Raw genomic sequence first — 21,887 nt, 5'->3', positions numbered from 1 at the left:
GCACCGTGACCACTCGGGACACGAGCGATCTGGATTTCGAGACGCGGCAAGTGCACGCAGGGGAACGCTACGACGGCGAATTCCAGCCGCGCATTACGCCGATCTACCTGAGCGCGGGCTATGTCTTCGACGATTTCGACCAGGCAGAAGCACGATTCGCCGGCGACGACGAAGGCTTCTTCTACTCGCGCAGCGGAAACCCGACGAATTCCGTCGCAGAAGCACGGCTGGCCTCGTTGGAAGGCGGCAAGGCTGCGGTACTGACGGCCAGCGGACAGGCCGCGACGGCATCCGTGCTCCTCAGCCTCGTGGGCGCCGGCGACCACATCGTGAGTTCACCGAGCGTGTACGAAGGGTCGAAGGGCATGATGGGGGACGCGCTGACACGACTGGGGGTGACCGTCGAGTTCGTCGACGACCCGGATGACCTCGCGGAATGGGACGCGCGCATCAACGAGAGAACTCGGCTGCTCTTCGCTGAGACGATTCCGAACCCCAAGAACGACGTGCTCGATCTCGAGGGTGTCGCCGGAATCGCCGAACCTCACGGGCTTCCGCTCGTCATCGACAACACCGTCGCGACGCCCTACCTGGTAAGACCGCTGGAGTACGGTGCCAACATCGTCGTGCACTCGACGAGCAAGTTCCTCACGGGCCACGCGACGTCGCTCGGCGGTGCCGTCGTCGACGGAGGCACCTTCGACTGGTCCCAGCACGCGGATCGATACCCGCAGTTCCAGACGCCATTTCGATTCGGTCGGGAGAGCTGGACGGAACGATACGGCGACACGACATTCGCCGAGTACACCCGCGCGAAACCGTTGGCGGCCTTCGGACCGACCGCCTCCCCGTTCAGTTCGTTCCTGCTGCTGCAGGGGCTCGAGACGCTGTCGCTACGCATGGAACGGCACTGCGAGAACGCCCTGGCGGTCGCCGAATGGCTGGAACAGCAGCCCGAGGTCGCCTACGTCGATTACTCCGGCCTGGCATCCAGCCGGTACCACGAGCGAGCACGCAGATACCTGCCGCGCGGATTCGGTTCCGTCTTCGGCTTCTGCGTCGAAGGCGGACGCGACGCTGCCCGCGAAGTCATCGATTCGCTCGGTCTCTTCACGCGGATGACGCACATCGGCGACGTGCGATCGCTCGCCATTCATCCGGCGACCACGACGCACGCGAAGATCTCGGCAGAAGAGCGTTCGTCGACCGGCATCGATGACGGCCTGATCCGCGTCTCGATCGGTATCGAGAGCGCACGGGACCTCATCGACGACCTCGCCCAGGCATTCGATCGGGTCGGCACTGCGACGACGCTGAGCGCCTGAGGCTGCCGAGAGCCGCTTCGCACCTCAGGCTTCAGGCCGAGGTCACGCCGACTGCAGCGCCTCGCTGCGCGTCTCTTCGAGCAGGCCGCCCAGGAATGCCGCAATGCTCCTCGGCCCCGAGACCGGCGACGACGCCTCGACATCGGGGTTGTAGTTGGTGTTGGTGTTGATGTCGTAGACGACGGTGCGGCCGTCTTCGGTCTCGATGAACTCGACGCCGGCGATCAGGATGCCCGCGCGCGCGAGCAACGCCTCCAGCTCGCGAATCAGCGGATGCGACGCATCGATCTTGCGGCGCAGGCTGAACGCACTCACCTCTCCCACGGCATCCGGCACGACGCACGCGTCTGCTGGACACAGTTCGAAGCTGCCTGCGCTCGTGTCGACCCGCACCGCGTACACGAATCGGCCGCCCACGAACTCCGCTCGGGTGATGAAGGGCTCGCGTGCACGCAAGTACTCCTGAACCAGGTAGATGCCGTCGGCCGATTCTTCGAAGTCCGGCGACGCGGCGTGGGCCTCCAGCTCGGCGTGGGAATCGAACCGTCGCACGCCCAGACCTTTTCCGCCCTGATTGTGCTTCGTGATGAACGGGGCTTCGAACTCACGTGCACGTGCCAGAAGCTGTCCGACACCGAACGCGGCCGTCGTGCGTGGCACCTCGACACCGCCGGATCGCAGCAGCGCGTGCTGGGCGACCTTGCTCACCTCGAGCTCGAGCACGCGACTGCCGCCGACGACCGTGGCACCCCACGACTCGAGCCAGGACAGAACGGCTCGGGTGTACTCCTTCGAGTACCCATGACCCCTGGTGTCAGCCGATGCGCTCATCCGCGACCAGTACACGCCGGGCGGTGGCGGCGCATCCAGATCGATGCCGCCGTCGACCAGGAGGACCTCCTCAACAGGCACCCCTTCTGCGTCGAACGCCGTCTTGAGTGGAGGGAACCATTCCGGGTTTTCGTGGATCACGTACACGCGCGGCTCGACCATGATCCGAGCGTATGGGCGCGGTTGCGCGCTCGGGCGAATGTTGCGATTCGTCTCGCCCGCATCTGTGCGCTCAGCGGTAGTCCCGCTCGCGGAATTGCCCCGCCTCATCATCCGCGTCGACCCGCTCACGCTCGCGGGCACGCAGGTCGATGCGCCGGATCTTGCCCGAGATCGTCTTCGGCAGCTCTGGCACGAACTCGATGATCCGAACGCGCTGATGGGCGGAGAACCGTTCCAACGCGAACTCGAAGATGGCGCGGGCTGCGGCATCCGGGTCGGCAGCGGCCTCGGCCGTGATGCAGACGTACGCCTTCGGCACGGCGAGTCTCACCGGGTCGGGGCTCGGCACGACGGCGGCCTCGATGACGTAGTCGTGCTCGAGCAGAACCGATTCGAGTTCGAAGGGCGAGATCTTGTAGTCGGATGCTTTGAAGACGTCGTCCGCGCGCCCCACGTACGTGAGGTAGCCGTCGCGATCCCGCGAGGCGATGTCACCGGTGTGCCAGAATCCCCCGCGGCGTGACCGCTCGGTGGCCTCCGGATCGCCGTAGTAGCCCTTCATGAGGCCGAGAATCGGCGTCGAGAGGTCGAGGCAGACCTCGCCTTCGGTGTCAGACATCTCTCCGGTGACCGTGTCGAGAAGCGCGACCGGGTAGCCGGGCAGCGGCCGGCCCATCGAGCCATCCTTCACGCGCTGCCCGGGAGAATTGCCGACGGAGCAGGTCATCTCGGTCTGGCCGAAGCCGTCGCGGATCGTGGATCCCCAGGCGTCCCGCACCCGGTGGATCACCTCGGGATTGAGCGGCTCGCCCGCGCCGACGAGCTCACGCGGCGGGTGGGCCAGCCCGGTGAGGTCGGCCTGGATGAGCATGCGCCACACCGTTGGCGGGGCGCAGAACGTCGAGACGTTGTTGGTCTCCATCACGTCCATCAGAGTGACGGCGTCGAACCGTGTGTAGTCGTAGACGAACACCGTTGCCTGGGCGAGGAACGGTGAGTAGAAGCTGCTCCACGCGTGCTTCGCCCAGCCCGGTGAGGAGATGTTCAGATGCACGTCGCCGGGTCGCACGCCCAGCCACCACATCGTCGAGAGGTGTCCGAGCGGGTACGACACGTTGGTGTGCTCGACGAGCTTCGGGCGGTTCGTCGTGCCCGACGTGAAGTAGAGCAGGCTCGTGTCGGTCGCCGCGGTGAGTCCGTCGGGCGTGAACTCGTCGGAAGCGTCCTGCGAGGCATCCATCGACGCCCACCCATCGGGAACGTCTCCGCCGACTCCGATGCGGAGGAGTGCCGGGTCGAGACCGTCGAGACGTTCGGCAAGACCGGTGAGGGTCACGATCGCGCTCGCCTCGCTCTTCTCCACCCGGAACTCCAGGTCGGATGCGGACAGCAGCGTCGAGGTCGGCACCGACACCGCGCCGACTTTCGCGATGCCGAGCATGATCTCCCACAGCTCGATCGTGTTGTTCAGCATCACGATCACGTGCGAGCCGCGACGGATGCCCGACCCGGTCAGCCAGTTCGCCACCTGGTCGCTGCGCCGCGACAGCTCCGCATAACTCCATGACCGCGCGGTCAGGTCGGCGCCCACGATCGTCACGGCGGCTCGATCGGGATGCTCTCCTGCCACCACGTCGAACCATTCGAGCGCAAAGTTGAACTCGTCCAGCTGGGGCCAGGCGAAACCTCCGACGGCACCCTCGTAGTCGGTGCCGTGCGCGAACAGGAAGTCCCTGGCTTCTCGCACTGCTTCGGTGCCGGCGGTCGCGGAACGAGAACGGTACGACATGCGTGCTCCAGTGCGCTCGGCCACCGCGCGGAGCGCCGGTGGCGTGATTCGGTGCCAGTCGCTCGCAGCCTACCGGCGGGCGCTATCCGTAGAGCTCGCCGTCGAACCAGCCACCACGACCGAACCAGCCGTCGACGTCGTTCGTCTGGCCTCCGGAGCGGGGTGCGCGCGATCCCAGGTAGCTGTCGACGACGGCGACGCCGAGGTCGTCGAGTTCCGGCGCGACGACGCGACCGCCGACCCTGCGGGCGAGGCCGTCGACGAAGCGGGCGAGGCCGGGGTCAGAGCCGAGTCGGAAGATCGTGATCTGCGCGCCGAGCCGCTGCGAGACATCCAACTCGTCGACGGTGTGCGCGATGGTCACGGGATGCGGCGGGTAGGCGAAGCGCACGCTGCCGTCGGCCTCGAGGTGCGAGGTCGGCTCACCGTCTGTGACCACGAGCAGCACGGGCTGGGCGTCAGGATTCTTGCGGAAATAGCGGTTCGCCAGCAGCACCGCGTGGTGCAGGTTGGTGCCCTTGTCCCACATCGCGTCGAGACCGGTGAGCTCCTCGATGTCCATCACCTGCGCGTGCCTCGAGAATCCGATCAGCTGCAGCCGGTCGTCGCGGAACCGCGTGCGGATCAGCGTGTGCAGCGCGAGCGCCGTGCGCTTCATCGGCACCCAGCGCCCGTCCATCGCCATCGAGAACGACGTGTCGACCAGCAGTGCGACAGCGGCCTGCGTGCGCGACTCGGTCTCGCTTACTTCGATGTCGTCGAGCTCGATCGACCTTCCGTTTCCGCCCGAGGCGCGCCGCAGCACGCCGTTCAGGATGCTGCGCGGGATGTCCCACGGCTCCGTGCTGCCGAACTCCCACGGCTTCGTCGCACCGGATGCCTCCCCCGCCGCCCCGGCGAGCCGCACGTCGCGCTCCCCCGCGCGTCGCGACATCCGCGTGGCGATGTCTTTCAGAAGGGTCTGCCCCAGTTGCCGCATCGCCTTCGGGGTGAGCTGAAGGTTGCCCTGCGAATCGCGGCGGAACGTGTTGTTCTCGCGCAACGCCTTCTCGAGGTCGCGCAGCGTGCGGGCATCCACCGCAGCCTCATCGCCGAGCTGGTTCGCGAGCTTGTCGATGTCGATGTCGTCGATCCGCGCTCCGTCGTAGGCCTGCGACAGCTGGTCCGCGAGTTCGTCGAGGTCTGCGAGGTCGGCCATCACCTGAGCGCCCTCGGCCAGCCCGAGCGGGCCGTCGCCTTCGAAGCGTTCCGAGCCCGACCAGTCCTCGCCGGGGCGCAGCGCCTGCAGGTTGCCGTCGAGTTCGGCCAGCGACTGCATGAGCTGAGGCGACCCGAACGCCTGGGCCGACAGGTTCATCAGCTCCTCGCGCTGTTCGGCCGTCATGGAGTTGAGCATCCGCTGTGCCGCTGCCGATCTCGCGGCGAGCGCGTCGATCAGCTCGTCGATGTTCTGCGGCTGCTCCGGAAAGTACTCGCCGTGCTTCTGCATGAACTCGTCGAAGTCCTCCTGCGAGTCCTCGCCACGACGATGCTTGTCGAGCAGGTCGTTGAGGTCGGAGAGCATCTCGTTCACGGCCTGACGGTCCTCGTCCGAGACGTTCTGCAGCGTCTGCTTCATGCCTTCGAAGCGTTGGCCGAGCAGTTCCTGCCCGAGCATGTCCTTGATCTTCTGGTAGTCAGCGCGAGCCCCCGACGATCGCCAGTCGTAGTCGGCGAGGTCGTTCACAGCCGCGGACGTGGACTTCGGCAAGTTCTCCAACCGCATCTCGGCGAACGAGCGGTCGGTGTCATCCATGTCGACGTCGCGGGCGAGCTGCTTGCGCTCCTCGAGCACGGCGTGGTCGAGGAGCTTCTGGATGTCGTGCAACGTGCCGCCGAGATTGTGCTTGCGAAGCAGGTCGCGGCGTCGTCCCTGCACCTGGCGTGCCAGGTCGTCGAGGCCGAGCTGGTCGCGTCCGCCCCGGCGAAGGAACTCGTTCAGTGCGCGCTCCGGTGAGTAGCCGGCCATCACATCCTCGCCGATGGCGTCCAGCGCCTCGGCAAGGTCGATCGGGGGTGCGAGCGGATCGCCGCCCTGGTAACGGTGAAATCGGCTGACCGGACCGCGTGGATGCTCAGCCATAGATCGTCTCGTTGCCGTCGGTGTCCTTGCCGATCTTGCGCGCCAGGTACAGGCCCTCGAGCGAGAGCTCGATGGCGGCCGCCCGCTCACCGTCCGTTGTGGCGCCCAGCCGCTCGATGACCTCGTCGTAGAGCGGGGATTCGCCGAGCACGGGAAGTCCTTCGAGGAACTCGCGGGCCGTGACGTTCTCGCCGGTCGCCACCATGGCGCCGTCTTCGATGGCCGTCACGAGCACGCTGAAGTCGACACCGCGCAGGTGATCGCGCACGGTGTCGGCGACGGCCGTGCGCAGCAGGTGCGTCAGCACCTCCGATTCGCGGCCCTGCTCCCCCGTTTCGAACTCGATCTTGCCGCCGAGCACCTCGACCGCCGTCTCCAGGTCGACCGTGCGGGCGACCGGATCGTCCTCGCCTCTCGAGGTGGCGCGGTGCAGTGCGGCCGCGGCGATGGTCTCGGCTCCCGCGATGGCGAAGCGTGCGCTGACGCCGCTGCGCTGGTCGACCGAACTCGACTCTCGCAGATTGCGGGTGAACCGGGCGAGGATCTCGATCAGGTGGTCTGGAACATCCGCCACGAGTTCCGCCTCCTGCCGGATGACCGCGATCTCCGCCTCGAGCTGCCGCGGGTAATGCGTACGGATCTCGGCGCCGAACCTGTCCTTCAGCGGCGTGATGATGCGGCCGCGGTTCGTGTAGTCCTCGGGGTTCGCACTGGCAACGACGATCACGTCCAGCGGCAACCGCAGCACGTAGCCGCGAATCTGGATATCGCGTTCCTCCATCACGTTGAGCATCGACACCTGAATGCGTTCGGCGAGATCGGGCAGCTCGTTGATGGCCACGATGCCGCGGTGGCTGCGCGGGATGAGCCCGAAGTGAATGGTCTCTGGATCGCCGAGCGAGCGTCCCTCGGCCACCTTCATGGGGTCGACGTCGCCGATCAGATCGGCGACCGATGTGTCGGGGGTCGCGAGCTTCTCCACGTAGCGCTCGCGGCGGTGACGCCACTCGACAGGGAGCTCGTCGCCGAGTTCAGCGGCCCTGCGCTGCGAGGCGTGCGTGATCGGCTCGTACGGATGCTCGCCCAGCTCCGACCCCGCGATCACCGGCGTCCACTCGTCGAGCAGTCCCCCGATGGTGCGCAGCACTCTCGTCTTGCCCTGGCCGCGCTCGCCCAGCAGCACGATGTCGTGGCCCGCGAGCAGCGCTCGCTCCAACTGCGGGATGACCGTGCTCTCGAATCCGTGCACGCCTGGCCAGGGGTCCTCCCCCGCCCGCAACGCGGCGAGCAGGTTGTCCCGCACCTCGACTCGCACCGACTTCTGCACGTGACCGGATGCCCGCAGCTCGCCGAGCGTGCCGATCTTCGGCGCGGCCCTGCCGTCGTCTGTGCTCGAGGAGGTCCGGCTCGTCTGCAAAGGGTTCTGCTCGCTGTGCGAAGGCGTCATGCTCCACGATATGCACGGTGTCCCCGCGAGCGGGAGAGTTGTAACTCGGCTTTCACACGACGACTCGCGTCATGAGAATCGCTCGGCGATCACGGCGAGCCGTGCCTCCCTGGCGTCGTAGGGCAGTCGTCCTGCCGCGTCGAGCGTGCTCACGCCGTGAAGCGTGCTCCAGAACACCTCTGTCACGACCTCCGCGTCGGCCACCGCGTCGTCGCCGTCTCCGAACACGGCGAGGAGTGCCGCGAAGGCCGCACGCTGTTCGGGTCCTGTCCTCTCCGTTCCGAACTCGACGCCGATCGGCAACGAGAACATCGCCTCGTACACCGCCGGCTGGAGTCGGGCGAACTCCAGGTATGCCTTCGCCGCCGCGCGCACGGCCGGTGCTCCCTTCAGCACGCCGACCGCGGCATCCACCTCGTTCGCCATCTGCACGAAGCCCTCCAGAGCGACGGCGAGCACGATGTCGGCCTTGCCGCCCGCGAAGTGGGAGTACAGCACCGGCTGAGTGAACCCGATGTCGTCGGACAGCGCCCTGGTCGTCACGCTCGACCAACCGCCGTTCGCCGCCCTGGTGCGCGCGGCATCGACGATCGCCTGACGCCTCTCCTCACCCCGAGCGCGCGGCTTCGGCTGCTTCGTCACGTCTGCTCCCTTCGTTTGCGGTTCGTGCCGTTGCGGTTCATATCTTCGAGGGTGCCACTTGTGTGATCCCCTCCACTGCCTTAGGTTAGCAGTGCTATATCTAGCAACGCTAACTAACTGGGGAACAACCAACTGAGAGGAACACCGTGATCTTCCTTGCCGTCATCGCCGTCGTTGTCGTGGGAACGATGGTCGGCGTCGAATTCTGCGTCGCCTTCTTTCTGAACCCGATCCAGGCAGATCTCCCGGTCGAAGCGAGCATCGCCGTGCGTAGCCACGGTGCTCGCCTACTCGGCACGACGATGCCGTTCTGGTACTTCGCGTCGCTGATCCTGGTGGGCGTGTTGACATGGCTCACCTGGGGTCGGGCGCCGGCTGCGCCAGCGCTCGCGTCGGCCATCCTGCTCGCCATCAGCGTGATCATGTCGGTCACTCTGCTCGTGCCGATCGCCTCTCGCTCCGCGAAGTGGACCCCCGAGACCGCACCAGACGACTGGCGCGAGCAGTCGCGCAGGTGGGACGTGCTGCACTACCTGCGGGTAGCGATCATCCTCGCGGCATTCGTGCTCGCGGCCGTCGCACTCGCGCTCGTCCACGCATGACGATGGCGTCGGGGATCGGCACTCAGCTCTTCTGCGTGCCGTTCAGCACACCGGATGCCAGCACATGGCCGGCCACGAGCGGAAGCAATTGGTCCAAGTCGGCGATGCTGTTGGCATCCAGTTCCGTGTCGAGCGCGTAGAGGTGAAAACCGTAGTGATGCAGGCCGTGCCCCGGCAGCGGACGTGGACCCTGGTAGGCGATCCAGCCGCGGAATGCAGGCACGTAGTGCACGGCCAGATTGCCGGGCGTGAGCGCACCCTCGCGGATGCCCGTCTCATCGGGCTCGAGCAGCGCGATCGTGTGGACGATCGGGCGCGTCAGCGGGGCATCGACATCTTCGACGATGAGCAGCAGTTGCCGCGTGCCGTCGGGCGCCCCGGTCCACTCGAATCCGGGCGAGACGTTCTGACCCCTGCCGATGCCGCTGTGCTTTCGGGGAATGGCCCCGCCGTCACCGAACGACGGTGACGACACGCTCAGCACGCCGTCGGCCGCTAGTTGTGGCGCGAACTGCACGCTGAGACTCGGGTCAGAGTGCTTTCCACGCAGAACCCAGCCGAGCGGGGTGACGAACAGTTCGGCAAGCGACATCATGGGAACCTTCCTAGGGGCTGCGCGGATCGGGTCCCGTGCCTGGCGGAGACTATCGCGGTGACGTGGCTGTTCGCACGTGTCGGCAGATGTCTGCACCGTCTCGATCGACGGCCCGCGGCACGACAATGAGCGAAGACATCGTTACCGCCGCCGTCTTCCGCCCCATCGCGGAAGGCCGCCCGAGTTGAGGAGCTCCGATGACTCACGCACCCACCAGAGCGATCCGACTCGTCGATGAGCGACCGCACGAGTCGTGGGTGCCGTTCGTTCTCGTCGATGTCTTCGCGGAACGACCGCTGCAGGGCAACCCCCTCGCGGTCGTCGACCTGAGCGAGTGGACGGCGAAGGTGCCCGACGCCTGGTTCCGCGCCGTCGCCCGCGAGACCAATCAGGCGGAGACCACGTTCGTGCTGGCGGATGACGGGCGCGCGACCCGTATGCTGCGCTCGTTCACTGCCGCGGGAGTCGAGGTCTTCGGCGCCGGCCACAACTCGCTCGGCGCGTGGTGGTGGTTGCTGCAGACCGGGCGGGTGGATCCTTCGGCAGCACTCACGCAGCGCATCGGCGACAGCGACCTTCCGGTGCTGGTCGAGGACGACGGTGAGCTCCGGCTGGTGCACGACGCGCCGACCTTCGGTGCTCTCGTCGACCCTCGGGCGCTCGCGGGCGTGCTGGGGCTCGGCGGGGCATCCGTGCTCGCGGATCCCGCACCGCAGGTCGTCGACACCGGCGCAGCACACGTGATGCTGCTCGTCGCGGACCGGGAAACGCTCGACCTGGCGGAACCCGACCTCGCGGCCTTGGCGCGTCTCACCGTCGCACACGGTGCCGAGGGTGCCTATCTCGCCTGGATCGATGCAGATGTCGCACACCCGACCGCGCACACCCGTTTCTTCAATCCGGCGATGGGACTGGACGAAGACATCGCGACCGGCACGGCGGCAGGACCGCTCGGCGCGTGGTTGCGGCGCTCCGGGAGGTTCGCCGGTGACGAGCTGATCATCGTTCAAGGCGAGTCGCTCGGCCGGCCGAGTCGCATCCGGGTGACCCTCGACTCCGATTCGACCCCGTCGGTGATCGGCGGTGCGCGGCTTGCCGCCTCCGGCCTGCTCGTCGCACCGCGGGTGAACGGAGCGTGACGCGGTTCACAGCGGACGGCGATCGGGACCAGTCGTCGTCCATCCCGTCGAAGGTACCCTGAGTAGAGGGCGACTCTCGACGCGATGAAGAGGGGAAGCAGATGGGAAAGACGACCGATCGACTCAAAGCCCTGGTGCGGTGGCCGCGACGAAAGCCCACGCCGCTCGAGGAGAAGCAGACCTCCCGGTGGGAAGGCGAGGGCGGAGCACTGCACCCGGAAGAGACTCCGAACGACGCGCCGGATACACCTGATGCCCCTCGGTGATCGGGCCCTGGAACAGGCCGAGATCGCGCCGTCATTCGCTTCGCAGACCGGGAACGTGAACGAGCTCGACCTGCTCATCACCACGTGCAGGGCATGCCCGAGGCTTGTCGCGTGGCGGGAGGAGAGCGCTCGCGTGAAGCGTGCCGCCTTCCGCGACGAGGAGTACTGGGGCAAGCCGGTTCCCGGATTCGGGCCGGCGGATGCGCGCATCCTGATCGTCGGTCTCGCCCCTGCAGCGAACGGTGCGAACCGCACAGGGAGGATGTTCACCGGCGACCGAAGCGGCGACATCCTGTTCTCCGCGCTGCATGCCGTCGGACTGGCGAGTCAGCCCACCTCGACGTATGCCGATGACGGCATGCGACTGATCGACGTGCGGATGACCGCGCCGGTGCACTGCGCGCCGCCCGACAACAAGCCGACACCGCAGGAGCGGGACACCTGCTCCCCGTTCCTGGTCAGAGAGCTCGAACTGCTCGCGCCGACGCTCACCTCGATCGTCGTGCTCGGCGGGTTCGGATGGCAAGCTCTGTTCTCGGTGCTCTCCGCCGGCGGATGGGAGATGCCCCGCCCGCGCCCGCGATTCGCCCACGGCGCCGTCGTCGAGCTCGCGCACCCCGACGGTCGCACGCTCACGGTGCTCGGATGCTTCCACGTCAGCCAGCAGAACACCTTCACCGGCCGACTCACGCAAGCGATGCTGGAAGAGGTGCTGCGGGCTGCCCAGGGCACCGCGGGAGCCAAGGACGCAGCGGCGGTGCGCGATGAGGAGGTCACCAGATGACGACGAACGTGCAGGTGCGGCGCATCTACGACGCCGCCGAGCCGACAGACGGCAAGCGGGTGCTCGTCGACAGGTTGTGGCCGCGCGGCATCAGCAAGGAGCGTGCAGCGCTCTTCGAATGGTGCAAAGACGTCGCTCCGTCACCGGAACTGCGCCAGTGGTACGCACACGATCCGGAGAAGTTCGACGAATTCGCCGGGCGCTACCTGCACGAGCTCGAGGACCCGGAGCGCTCGGCCGCTCTCGACGGCCTGCGGGCGCTGGCGTCCGACGGCACGCTCACCCTGTTGACCGCGTCGAAGCGCGACGACATCAGCGAGGCGACGGTGCTGCAGGGCATCCTGAGCTCGCCTGCCCCGTAACGGCGCCGCCTACTCGACGAGTTCCTGCGTTCCCAGCACGACGGCGAGCGCGAGACGTTCGGCGTCGTCCGTACCCGGCTCGGCGGTGTAGACCATGATGCGCAGATCATCGCCCGCGACCGTGAGGGTGTCGCAGTCGAGAGTGATCGGGCCCACCGCGGGATGACGCACGACCTTGTGCCTTGCCTGCTCCCGATGCGCTGCGACCGCAGCCGAATCCCACAATTCGACGAAGCGGGGGCTCTGGGCTCGCAGCTCGGCGATGAGGCGCTCGAGTTCGTGGTCGGCCGGATACCGTGAGGCGGTGAGCCGCAGGTCGGCGACCATGCCCGCTTCGAACTCTGCAGTTTCGTCGGGAGTCTGCAGGGAGCGATTGCCAGGTCCGACGAGGTTGCGCCACACCGCGTTGCGGTGGATCCCCCGTGTGGCCTGCTCTCCCATCAGCGCCCGATACGGCGCGTTGCACACGACGAGGTTCCACATAGCGTCGAACACCGCAACCGGAGTGCCCTGCAGCCGGTCGAGCAGACGCTGCACGCTCGGCGCGATTCGTGACGAGATGACCTCGCGACCCGGGGCCGTGCGTCCCGCCAGGCGGAACAGCAGCTCGCGCTCGGCATCCGAAAGCCGCAGACCGCGCGCTAGGGCCTCCACCACCTGTGAGGACGGCGACGTGGCGCGTCCCTGTTCCAGACGGGTCAGGTAGTCGACGGAGATGCCGGCGAGTGCTGCGAGTTCCTCGCGTCGCAGGCCGGGCGCACGCCTGCGCCCGGCGACCGTGAGTCCAGCCGCCTCGGGGCGACGCGCTCGCGCCAGCGGCGAACGGCTCGCCCGAATTCCCAGTTCTCCATTGCTCCAGTCTGCGCGCCGATCACCGTCGTGTCCTGGTAACAGCAGTCCTACGAAAACCGGACGACTGCCACCCGCTGACACATCGACGAATGCTCGAGACATGACAACGACACTCATCACCGGGGCGAACAAGGGTCTCGGCAAAGAAACCGCCCGTCAGCTCATCGCTGCCGGCCACACCGTCTATCTCGGCGCCCGCGACGAGGAACGCGGCCGCGTCGCAGCCGATGAGCTCGGTGCGCGCTTCGTGCAGCTCGACGTCACGGACGACGCATCCGTCGCCGCCGCTCTCACCGCCATCGAGGCGGACGGCGGGCTCGACGTGCTGATCAACAACGCCGGCATCGCCTTGCTCGGATTGAACGGGCCCGATGCACTGAGGGTGTTCGACACGAACGCCGTCGGCATCGTGCGCGTCACCGAGGCGGCGCTGCCGCTTCTGCGTCGATCCGAGAATCCCGTCGTGGTGAACATCTCCAGCGCGCTCGGCTCGTTCTGGGCCGTGACCAATCCCGAGCGCCCCGCATCCCACGTCGCCGCGATCGTCTACGGTGCGAGCAAGGCAGCGGTCTCCATGCTCACGCTGCAGTACGCCAGGGCGATCCCCGAGGTGAAGTTCAACGCCGTCGAGCCCGGCTACACCGCCACGGAGCTCGGCGGCATCTCGAACCCCGAAGGCCGGCCCGTGGAGATCAGCGCCGGGGTCGTCGCACGCGCGGCGAGCATCGGCAAGGACGGTCCAACCGGAACGTATCAGGAGGATGCCGGCGAGCTCGGCTGGTGACGACATGACGACGACACTCATCACCGGGGCGAACAAAGGCCTCGGCAAAGAAACTGCCCGCCAGCTCATCGCGGCGGACCACACCGTCTATCTCGGCGCCCGCGACGAAGGACGCGGGCGCGCAGCGGCCGATGAGCTCGGCGCGCGCTTCGTGCGCCTCGATGTCACCGATGATGCCTCAGTGGATGCGGCCGCAGCCGTCATCGACGCGGCCGGCGGGCTCGACGTGCTGATCAACAACGCCGGCATCGAAGGGCGACTGCCGGGCAACGGCATCCTCGCGCCGGCCGACACGACCGCCGACGATGTGCGTGCGATGTTCGAGACGAATGTGTTCGGTGTCGTGCGCGTGACCCACGCGTTCCTGCCGCTCCTCGAACAGTCAGCGGCGCCGGTCATCGTGAACCTCTCCAGCGGGCTCGCGTCGCTGACAGGCCTCAGCACACCGGACAGTCCGACGCACTTCTACCCGGGCGTGGCGTACCCCACGTCGAAGGCTGCGGTGAACGCGATCACGATCCAGTTCGCGAAGGCCTACCCCGGCATCCGCATCAACGCCGTCGAGCCCGGCTTCACGAACACCGACCTCAATGGCGGCACCGGAATTCAGACCGTTGAGCAGGGCGCGGCGATCATCGTGCGCATGGCGCAGACACCACAGGACGGACCGACCGGCACCTTCGTCTCAGCGCACGGCGCGCTTCCCTGGTGAGGTTCCCGCCGAGTCACAGTCTGGCAGCCGCCTGAGCGCCTGCCAGACTGTGGCGTGGCGCTGACGTGGCGCGGCGAGGGGGTGAACGTGGCACGACGGGTGCTGTTCGTGATCGTTCGACTGGTGGTCGCTGCTGCGGTCTGCTTCGCCGTAGTGCGGCAGCTGACCACGTCGCTCGACTTCTGGCGTGCGGGAGGCGTCGAGAACGTCACGGTGTACGTCGTGAACTTCTTCAGCTTCTTCACCGTCGAGGCGAACCTGATCGCCGCGGCTGCAGCGCTCATCGGAGGCGCACTTCTCGTGGCAGGTCGGATGCCCGACTCCCGCTGGTTCCTCGTGCTGCGGCTCTGCGCGACGGCCTATATCGCCACGACCGGCATCGTCTACAACCTGCTGCTACGCGGCATCGAGCTGCCGCAGGGGTCGACCGACGCACTCTCCAACGAGCTGCTGCACGTGGTCGTCCCCGTGCTGGTGGTGTTGGACTGGCTGTTCGCCCCCGGGCGCAGACCGCTGTCGTTCACGAACGTCGGCATCGTTGCGATCTACCCGATCGTGTGGGTCGTCTACACCCTCGTGCGCGGGCCGCTCACGGCGGACCCTTTGCGCGGCGTCACGACGTGGTATCCGTATCCGTTCCTCGATCCGTCGCTGTCGCCCCTTGGCTACGGGTCGGTTGCGATCTACGTCGTCGCCATCGCGGTCATCATCTGCGGCGTCGGGGCGCTCCTCGTGTGGATCGCGCGGCGGTTCGGCCGCGATCGCGCGGGGGTCGACGCGGCGTCGGCCTGACGCTGGGTGCAGGATGCTGAGTGCTGTGTACTGTGTGCGTCGACGGTGTCGGCGGCCACTGACATCCTGATCGCATGTCGATCATCTTCAACACGGCGACGAGCGTGAACGGCTTCCTCGCCGACGAGGATAACTCGCTTCAATGGCTGTTCGACGTCGGTGGGGAGGAGCCGTCGCTCGACCCCTTCCTCGAAACCGTCTCCGTGCTCGTGATGGGCTCGACGACGTACGAGTGGATCCTCGAGCACGAGAACCTGCTCACCGAACCCGAGAAGTGGTCCGTCTTCTTCGACGCGCGCCCGATGTTCGTGTTCTCGACGCGGGAACTCCCGGTTCCCGAGGGCGCAGACGTGCGTGTCGTGAACGGTCCGGTCGAACGGCAACTGCCTGCCATCCTGGCCGCGGCCGGCGGCGGAGATGTCTGGGTGCAAGGTGGCGGTGACCTGGCCGGCCAGTTTCTCGACGCACGAGCGCTCGACCGCATCGTGCTCTCGGTCGCGCCCGTATTCCTTGAGACCGGCGCCCCGCTGCTCCCCCGCACTCTGCTCAGCGCTCGCCTTCACCTGGCTTCCGTCGAGCGGGTCGGGCGATTCGCGGTACTCGGCTACGACGTGAAGCAGTAAGGCGAGAGGCGAGCATGCCCGACCGATCGCCGAACGGCGGGTCAAGCGGCCTTGGACATCCGCGAGCGAGCCGCCTGGAGGTCGACCGGCAATTCGGCGAGCACGCTCGCAGCGGGATCGGGCCGGCGGCGATCGAGCAGGGCGAGCATGATGTGACGCGACGTGATGGTTCTCGCCTTCTCCGCAGCGGCCTGCGCCAGCGTCTGCTGCAACACGGCCTTGGCGCCAGCGGTGAGGGGAACCCTTCTTCCGAGTACAGCGTGACCGGTCGGCCGGAAATCCCCGATCTCGATGCCGATCGCCGCGAGTGCCGCGCCATCGAGCCGATCGGCCACCTCCCGCGCCGTCTCAGCGTCGACGCCGAAGGCACGTGCGATGCCGTCGTCTTCGAGCACCGCCAAGAGCAGATGCTCCGTTCCGATCCTCCGATCGCCTCGCCGCCCTGCCTCGTAGCGAGCGTCGTCCACCGCCGTGCGCGCCGAGCGCGCGAACCTCTCAAACACCGCTTTCCTGCTTTCCATACTTGGCGTGTACTGACTGCCGGGTGACGCCGAGGGCGTCGCCGATCTGCTCCCACGACCAGCCGGCGTTACGCGCCTCGGCGACGTGAGTCGCCTCAACCCGTTCGGCGAGTCGACGCAGGGCGCCGACCGCTCGCAAGCCGGTCGACGGATCGGCCGTACGCAGCAGCTCGCCCAGCTCGGTGGATTCCATGCTGTCAGTCTAGGTTGACAAACCTCACTTCGTCAATTCAAACTGACGTCATGAGTGATCAACGTTGGCCTTCCGGTGTCTGGGACGTCGCGATCGTCGGCGCCGGCCCGATCGGCCTGTTGCTCGCGAGCGAACTTGCGGGAGGCGGCATCCGTGTCGTCGTGTTCGAGCAAGCGCCATCGCCTTCTCCGGTTCCGAAGGCGAACGGCATCGTCGGGGACGCTGCGGTGTCGCTGTCGAGGCGTGGCTTGCTCGACGGCACGGGACTGCGAGTGGTGTCTCCCCCGCGTTTCCAATTCGGTCCACTCGTACTCGATCTGGGCGTCGGACCTGGCAATCCGCTGCACGTGCTTCCCATTCCCCAGCGACGCCTCGAAGAACTCTTGGAGGCCCATGCGACCGGTCTCGGCGTCCAGGTGCTCCGATCACACGAGGTCCTCACCTTCTCTCAATCCAGTGACGACATCGCCGTCGCGGTGCGCACGACCGACGGCGAGGTGACAACCGTGCGCGCTCGGTATCTGGTGGGGTGCGACGGCGCGCACAGCATCGTCCGCAAGCAGGCCGGCATCGACTTTCCCGGGATCACCAGCGACGAGATCGCCCGGATCGCCCGCGTCATGATCCCCGCGGGTCGCATCGCACCGGTCAGCGACGGGTTCGAGATTCCAGGAATCGGACACGTCGCGGCAATGCGCCCGAACCGGATGCCCGGCGGACGATTCACGATCGCACCCGTCGCCATGCTCGACCGCGACGCTCCCGACGATCTGTATCTGATCAGCACGCACGAGCCGCGCGGCGTGTTCGAGGCGAGCGACGCAGTCTCGATCGACGAGCTGCGCTCGAGCGCGACGAGGGTGCTCGGAGCGGAGCTGCCGTTCACCGACGCGACAGCGATCCGCAGCACCATCGGCAACAGCAGACTGGCCGACGCCTATCGACACGGTCGAGTGTTCCTCGCCGGCGACGCGGCCCACATCTTCAATGCCGGGGGCTCCGCACTCAACGCCGGAGTCCACGACGCACTGGACCTTGCACACCGACTGATCGCGACACTCAGGGGCGGGGCATCAGATGTCGAACTCGACGGCTACGAGGTGACACGTCGTGCGGCCGGGCGACGCGTTCTCGCGCATACTCGCGCCCAGGCCGAGTTGAGTCGCGACGAGAATGAGGAGATTCGCAGCGTCATGGCGCAACTGCTCGACGATCGTCGCACCGCGCGCCGCCTTGCGAGAGTCATCGAGGCCGGCTGAGTGACCCACGAGCCCCCGCTCCCTCTGCGGTTCTGGGCCCCGCTGGGTAGGCTCGCCTGCGACATGGAGAGGCACACGGTGACGCGCACAGGTGAACACGTGACGACGAGCACGACCGCCGGCCGAACGCCCGTGCTGATCTCCGACTCGTATTTCGAGCGGCTCCGACAGGACTTTCCGCTCCTCGAGCAGTCGGTCAACGGGCATCCGCTGGTCTACCTCGACTCCGGCGCCACAGCGCAGCGCCCGGTGACGGTTCTCGACGCCGAAACCGACTTCCTTCTGACCAGGAATGCCGCGGTGCATCGCGGCGCCCACACACTTGCCGCCGAGGCGACGGAGCTGTTCGAGGATGCCCGTGCCACGATCGCCGCGTTCATCGGTGCGCAGCCCGACGAGGTGGTCTGGACATCCGGAGCGACGGAGGCTCTGAACCTCGTCGCCTACGCGATCTCCAACGCGAGCCTCGGTCGCGGTGGTGTTGCGACCGAACGATTCCGTCTGACAGCAGGCGACGAAATCGTCGTCACCGAAATGGAACACCACGCGAACCTCATTCCCTGGCAGGAGTTGGCCGCTCGTACCGGTGCAACGCTGCGGGTGATCGGTCTGACCGACGACGGTCGCCTTCGCCTCGATCAGGCCGAGGAAATCATCGGCGAGCGCACCCGGCTGGTGTGCTTCACACACGTGTCGAACGTGCTCGGCACCGTGAACCCGGTCACGCATCTGGCACGCCTGGCCCACGAGGTCGGCGCGCTCGTCGTGCTCGACGCGTGCCAGTCCGTGCCGCACATGCCCGTCGATGTCGCTGCGCTCGACGTGGATTTCGCCGCGTTCTCCGGTCACAAGATGCTCGGCCCGAACGGCATCGGCGTGCTCTTCGGCCGCTCCGAACTGTTGAACGCGCTGCCGCCGTTCCTCACGGGCGGGTCGATGATCACGACTGTCACGCTCGAGAGCGCAGAGTACCTCCCGGCTCCGCAGCGTTTCGAGGCAGGCACTCAGCAGGTCTCGCAAGCCGTCGCACTGGCAGAGGCGGTGCACTATCTGAACGATGTCGGTGTGGCCCGCGTGCACGAGCACGAACAGCACCTGACGGCACACCTGCTGTCCCGGCTCGCCGAGCTGCCGGGCATCCGGCTTCTCGGCCCCGCTTCGGCCGAGGAACGATCAGGACTCGCCAGTTTCACGGTGGACGGCGTTCACGCCCACGACGTTGGACAGTATCTGGACGACGTCGGCATCGCGGTGCGCGTCGGTCACCATTGCGCGCAGCCGCTGCACCGGCGGTTCGGCGTCACTGCGACCACGCGCATCAGCACGTACCTCTACAACACGACTGCCGAAATCGACTTCGCGATCGACCGGCTGGCGACGGTGCGCGAGTTCTTCGGTGCGGACGACGATGGAGCAAACGCATGAGCGACTCCGTGCCGCGCGGCATCGAGCCGACCGGCCTGCAAGATCTGTACAGGGAGCTGATCCTCGACCACTCCAAGCATCCGCACGGCCGTGGTCTCCACGATGGTGCGCTCGCGCAGTCCCACCAGGTGAACCCGACCTGCGGCGATGAGGTCACGCTCCAGCTGCAGCCCGGAGCCGACGGACGCATCCGCAAGATCACCTGGGAAGGGCACGGATGCTCCATATCACAGGCATCCGCATCGATCCTCGCCAGCGTGGTCGATGACGACTCCCCCGAGCAGCTCTCGGAGCGCATCGAGTCGTTCCGCGCCATGATGCACTCCCGCGGACAGCTCGCGGGCGACGAGGATCTTCTCGGCGACGCGATCGTCTTCCAGGGCGCGTCCCGCTACGTCGCGCGCGTCAAGTGCGCGATGCTTCCCTGGGTCGCGGCCGAAGCAGCGCTCTCCGGCATCCGCTGACCGCAGGCTGTCGCGCCTGCCTGATCACCCGACCGGCGTGATCAGCGACTGTATGGCCGCGCCGTAGAGCGCCGCGACTCGACGGCGTTCGGACGCCGAGGCGTTGTCGCCACCGACCATGTCCCAGGACTGCATCAGCCCGAGGAGTTGTGCCGACACCAGCCAGGCGCGCACCGCGGCGTCCGGGCCGGTCAGGCGGTTCTTGAGTTTGTCGACGAGCAGGCGACGCATGGTGCCTTCCAGATCGACACGCACAGCCTCGTGATCCGTCGCCCTCACGAGGATGGTGAGGGTGCGGCGCAATTCGGCGTGCTTGGGTGCGATCAGATAGTCGGCGAGGCGTCGGCCGATGGTCTCGACGGGGTCGTCGAGCTGTGGTGCGAAATGTTCGTCGAAGCCGATCACGCGCACGAAGAGTTCGTCTTTGGAATGGAAGTGCCTCATGACCAGCGCCGGGTCCACCTTGGCTGCCGCGGCCACATCCCGAATCGACGTGGCCGCATAGCCGTTCACGAGGAACAGCTCGCGGGCGCTCTGTGCGATCGCCGTCTGGGTGGGTGTTTCAGCGGTATGTGCTGCAGGCGACTCCGCTGTCGTCCGTATTGTGCTCATGCCCCTACCTAACCGCCTTGACAAGCGAGTGTCAACGTTGTTGACTACTTCGGGTCAACAACGTTGACACATGAAGAGCGAGCGAGGAATCAGAGCCAATGCAGATCGAATTAGCGGAGTCGGAGCGTCGGCTCGAAGCGGATGCGGCAACGGTCGGCCGCGGCCGCAGCGCGCTCTGGCTGACGGCGATCGGGCTCGGCGCTCTCGTCGTGTCTCTCGCGCAGTCCCTTCTCATCCCGGTGCTTTCCGACCTACCGAAGCAGTTGAACACCTCGGCCGAGGCCGTGCAGTGGCTCCTGACTTCGACATTGCTGGTCAGTGCCGTCGCCGTTCCTCTGATGGGTCGTCTCGGCGACATGTTCGGCAAACGACTCATTCTCCTGGTCGCAATCGGCGCCATGGTCGTCGGATCGCTGATCACGGCCCTCTCGGACAACATCACAGTGCTGATCATCGGACGCGCGATCCAGGGTCTGTCGGCCGCGGCCATCCCGCTGGGAATCAGTCTCCTCGCGACGCTGCTCCCCAAGGAGCGCCGTGCGAGTTCGATGGCGCTCATCTCCGCCATGCTTGGTGTCGGCGGCGCGCTCGGCCTGCCGTTCGCGGGCCTCGTCGCGGAGACCGGCGATTTCCACGTGCTGTTCTGGGTCACGGCCGTCGCGGCAGCGGTCGCATTCATCGCCATCATGTTCCTTGTGCCCGAGCCGCACGACACGGCCGGCGGTCGCCTCGACCTTCTTGGCGCGATCCTGCTCGCCGTCGCACTCGTCGCACTCCTGTTGCCGTTGTCCGTAGGCTCCGACTGGGGATGGGGTTCTGCGCCCGTGATCATCCTCTTCGTCGTCGCTGCGCTCAGTTTCGCGGCGTTCGGGTTCTGGGAAGTGCGCCACAAGGCTCCCCTCGTTGACCTCGCGTCGCTCTCCCACAGGCCGATCCTGCTGACGAACATCGCATCACTGTTCATCGGGTTTGCGCTCTTCGCCTCCCTGATCGGCACGGCCACCTACGTACAGGCTCCGGAAAGTTCCGGCTACGGTTTCGGCACGACCACCCTGGTCGCCGGTCTGACCATGTTGCCGAGCGGGCTGTTCATGCTGATCCTCGCTCCTGTCGCGGCAAGGCTGATCAACACCATCGGCGCCCACTTCACGCTCGCGATCGGCGGCGTCGTCGTCGCGATCGGCTGGGTGCTGCGCATCACCGTGCACGCCACGCTGCTCGAGGTCGTGATCGGCACAACCGTCGTCGGCATCGGAACGGGGGTCGCATACTCCTGCATGCCGGCACTCATCAGCGCGAACACGCCGCACAACGAGTTGGCGTCGGCGAACGGTGTGAACTCCCTCGTTCGCGCGCTCGGGAGCTCGCTGGCCAGCGCGCTCGGCGGAACGATCCTCGCGACCTTCACGATCACACTCGGCGTGTACATTCTGCCTTCGCTCGGCGGGTACCAGATCTTGTTCGCGATCTGCGCTGGAGCGGCGATCGTCGCTTCGGTGATCGCTCTGTTCGTACCCGGGCGGCGCACGACCCTGGCGTGACGGACGCCCGCGGTCGGGATGCCCCTCACTGCTCCGGTCAAGG

The 21,887-nt window shown here is 67.0% G+C and carries 23 protein-coding genes; 13 read left to right on the top strand and 10 right to left on the bottom strand.

Going from position 1 to position 21,887, the window contains the following annotated elements; translation table 11 throughout:
• Positions 1-5: 5 nt before the first annotated feature.
• Entirely contained in the window at positions 6-1,325 is a 1,320-nt protein-coding gene (locus MJ603_RS06055; protein WP_243062798.1) for an O-acetylhomoserine aminocarboxypropyltransferase/cysteine synthase family protein, read from the top strand.
• Positions 1,326-1,367: 42 nt separating this feature from the next.
• On the opposite strand, the gene MJ603_RS06050 is transcribed toward MJ603_RS06055, so the two are convergent.
• The 5 genes from MJ603_RS06050 to MJ603_RS06030 form a co-directional block, all read right to left on the bottom strand.
• Positions 1,368-2,318 carry a RimK family alpha-L-glutamate ligase gene (locus MJ603_RS06050; protein ID WP_243062797.1) on the bottom strand — a complete coding sequence of 317 codons (951 nt, stop codon included), beginning with the start codon at positions 2,316-2,318 and terminating at the stop codon, positions 1,368-1,370.
• Positions 2,319-2,388: 70 nt separating this feature from the next.
• Positions 2,389-4,107, bottom strand: coding sequence for an AMP-binding protein (locus tag MJ603_RS06045; protein WP_243062796.1), 1,719 nt, complete (start codon positions 4,105-4,107; stop codon positions 2,389-2,391).
• 82 nt (positions 4,108-4,189) lie between these two features.
• Positions 4,190-6,229 (bottom strand): VWA domain-containing protein, encoded by a 2,040-nt coding sequence (locus MJ603_RS06040; protein ID WP_243062795.1) that lies wholly within the window; start codon positions 6,227-6,229, stop codon positions 4,190-4,192.
• Positions 6,222-7,676, bottom strand: coding sequence for a magnesium chelatase (locus MJ603_RS06035; RefSeq protein ID WP_243062794.1), 1,455 nt, complete (start codon positions 7,674-7,676; stop codon positions 6,222-6,224). Before MJ603_RS06035 ends, MJ603_RS06040 begins: the two co-directional genes overlap by 8 nt.
• A 69-nt stretch (positions 7,677-7,745) precedes the next feature.
• Positions 7,746-8,318: a TetR/AcrR family transcriptional regulator gene (locus MJ603_RS06030; protein ID WP_243062793.1), complete on the bottom strand. Its 573-nt coding sequence runs from the start codon at positions 8,316-8,318 to the stop codon at positions 7,746-7,748.
• A 146-nt stretch (positions 8,319-8,464) separates the two neighbouring features.
• On the opposite strand from MJ603_RS06030, the gene MJ603_RS06025 reads away from it, so the two are divergent.
• Entirely contained in the window at positions 8,465-8,920 is a 456-nt protein-coding gene (locus MJ603_RS06025; RefSeq protein ID WP_243062792.1) for an anthrone oxygenase family protein, read from the top strand.
• A gap of 22 nt (positions 8,921-8,942) precedes the next feature.
• Here the strand turns inward: MJ603_RS06025 and MJ603_RS06020 are convergent, their stop codons facing one another.
• The gene (locus tag MJ603_RS06020; RefSeq protein WP_243062791.1) at positions 8,943-9,512 is read right to left on the bottom strand and encodes a YbhB/YbcL family Raf kinase inhibitor-like protein; all 570 of its coding nucleotides are present in this window, start codon (positions 9,510-9,512) and stop codon (positions 8,943-8,945) included.
• Between the two features lie 200 nt (positions 9,513-9,712).
• On the opposite strand from MJ603_RS06020, the gene MJ603_RS06015 reads away from it, so the two are divergent.
• From MJ603_RS06015 to MJ603_RS06005, 3 genes are all read left to right on the top strand, one after another.
• The gene (locus tag MJ603_RS06015) at positions 9,713-10,654 is read left to right on the top strand and encodes a PhzF family phenazine biosynthesis protein (RefSeq protein ID WP_243062790.1); all 942 of its coding nucleotides are present in this window, start codon (positions 9,713-9,715) and stop codon (positions 10,652-10,654) included.
• Positions 10,655-10,906: 252 nt separating this feature from the next.
• Entirely contained in the window at positions 10,907-11,704 is a 798-nt protein-coding gene (locus MJ603_RS06010) for a uracil-DNA glycosylase (RefSeq protein ID WP_243062789.1), read from the top strand.
• Positions 11,701-12,066 carry a DUF488 domain-containing protein gene (locus tag MJ603_RS06005; protein WP_243062788.1) on the top strand — a complete coding sequence of 122 codons (366 nt, stop codon included), beginning with the start codon at positions 11,701-11,703 and terminating at the stop codon, positions 12,064-12,066. The genes MJ603_RS06010 and MJ603_RS06005 overlap by 4 nt, the downstream gene beginning before the upstream one ends.
• Positions 12,067-12,075: 9 nt before the next feature.
• Here MJ603_RS06005 and MJ603_RS06000 read toward each other — a convergent pair whose 3' ends face one another.
• Positions 12,076-13,020: a helix-turn-helix transcriptional regulator gene (locus MJ603_RS06000; protein ID WP_308220573.1), complete on the bottom strand. Its 945-nt coding sequence runs from the start codon at positions 13,018-13,020 to the stop codon at positions 12,076-12,078.
• Here MJ603_RS06000 and MJ603_RS05995 point away from each other — a divergent pair.
• From MJ603_RS05995 to MJ603_RS05980, 4 genes are all read left to right on the top strand, one after another.
• Entirely contained in the window at positions 13,019-13,702 is a 684-nt protein-coding gene (locus MJ603_RS05995; RefSeq protein WP_243062787.1) for an SDR family NAD(P)-dependent oxidoreductase, read from the top strand. The genes MJ603_RS06000 and MJ603_RS05995 overlap by 2 nt on opposite strands.
• A 4-nt stretch (positions 13,703-13,706) precedes the next feature.
• The gene (locus tag MJ603_RS05990; protein ID WP_243062786.1) at positions 13,707-14,414 is read left to right on the top strand and encodes an SDR family NAD(P)-dependent oxidoreductase; all 708 of its coding nucleotides are present in this window, start codon (positions 13,707-13,709) and stop codon (positions 14,412-14,414) included.
• 87 nt (positions 14,415-14,501) lie between these two features.
• Entirely contained in the window at positions 14,502-15,206 is a 705-nt protein-coding gene (locus tag MJ603_RS05985) for a Pr6Pr family membrane protein (protein ID WP_243062785.1), read from the top strand.
• 74 nt (positions 15,207-15,280) lie between these two features.
• Complete coding sequence (locus MJ603_RS05980) at positions 15,281-15,829, top strand: dihydrofolate reductase family protein (RefSeq protein ID WP_243062784.1); 549 nt, start codon at positions 15,281-15,283, stop codon at positions 15,827-15,829.
• A 41-nt stretch (positions 15,830-15,870) separates the two neighbouring features.
• Here the strand turns inward: MJ603_RS05980 and MJ603_RS05975 are convergent, their stop codons facing one another.
• Together MJ603_RS05975 and MJ603_RS05970 are read right to left on the bottom strand one after the other, a co-directional pair.
• Positions 15,871-16,332: a Clp protease N-terminal domain-containing protein gene (locus MJ603_RS05975; protein ID WP_243062783.1), complete on the bottom strand. Its 462-nt coding sequence runs from the start codon at positions 16,330-16,332 to the stop codon at positions 15,871-15,873.
• A complete protein-coding gene (locus MJ603_RS05970; protein WP_243062782.1) occupies positions 16,325-16,543 on the bottom strand; it encodes a helix-turn-helix domain-containing protein in 219 nt (72 codons plus the stop codon). The genes MJ603_RS05975 and MJ603_RS05970 overlap by 8 nt, the downstream gene beginning before the upstream one ends.
• 50 nt (positions 16,544-16,593) lie before the next feature.
• Between MJ603_RS05970 and MJ603_RS05965 the strand changes: the two genes are divergently transcribed.
• The 3 genes from MJ603_RS05965 (at position 16,594) to sufU (ending at position 19,691) form a co-directional block, all read left to right on the top strand.
• The gene (locus tag MJ603_RS05965) at positions 16,594-17,802 is read left to right on the top strand and encodes an FAD-dependent monooxygenase (protein WP_243062781.1); all 1,209 of its coding nucleotides are present in this window, start codon (positions 16,594-16,596) and stop codon (positions 17,800-17,802) included.
• Between the two features lie 63 nt (positions 17,803-17,865).
• Positions 17,866-19,227 (top strand): aminotransferase class V-fold PLP-dependent enzyme, encoded by a 1,362-nt coding sequence (locus tag MJ603_RS05960; RefSeq protein WP_243062780.1) that lies wholly within the window; start codon positions 17,866-17,868, stop codon positions 19,225-19,227.
• Positions 19,224-19,691: a Fe-S cluster assembly sulfur transfer protein SufU gene (gene sufU / locus MJ603_RS05955; protein ID WP_243062779.1), complete on the top strand. Its 468-nt coding sequence runs from the start codon at positions 19,224-19,226 to the stop codon at positions 19,689-19,691. Before MJ603_RS05960 ends, sufU begins: the two co-directional genes overlap by 4 nt.
• A 24-nt stretch (positions 19,692-19,715) precedes the next feature.
• Here the strand turns inward: sufU and MJ603_RS05950 are convergent, their stop codons facing one another.
• Complete coding sequence (locus MJ603_RS05950) at positions 19,716-20,303, bottom strand: TetR/AcrR family transcriptional regulator (protein ID WP_243062778.1); 588 nt, start codon at positions 20,301-20,303, stop codon at positions 19,716-19,718.
• A 98-nt stretch (positions 20,304-20,401) separates the two neighbouring features.
• Here MJ603_RS05950 and MJ603_RS05945 point away from each other — a divergent pair, with 98 nt between their 5' ends.
• Positions 20,402-21,844 carry an MFS transporter gene (locus MJ603_RS05945; RefSeq protein ID WP_243062777.1) on the top strand — a complete coding sequence of 481 codons (1,443 nt, stop codon included), beginning with the start codon at positions 20,402-20,404 and terminating at the stop codon, positions 21,842-21,844.
• Positions 21,845-21,887 lie beyond the last annotated feature (43 nt).

The sequence above is a fragment of the Humibacter sp. RRB41 genome (assembly GCF_022761015.1).
Lineage (GTDB): Bacteria > Actinomycetota > Actinomycetes > Actinomycetales > Microbacteriaceae > Humibacter.
The sequence above is the reverse complement of the archived record's forward strand: the minus strand, read 5'-3'. Positions and strand labels throughout refer to the sequence as shown.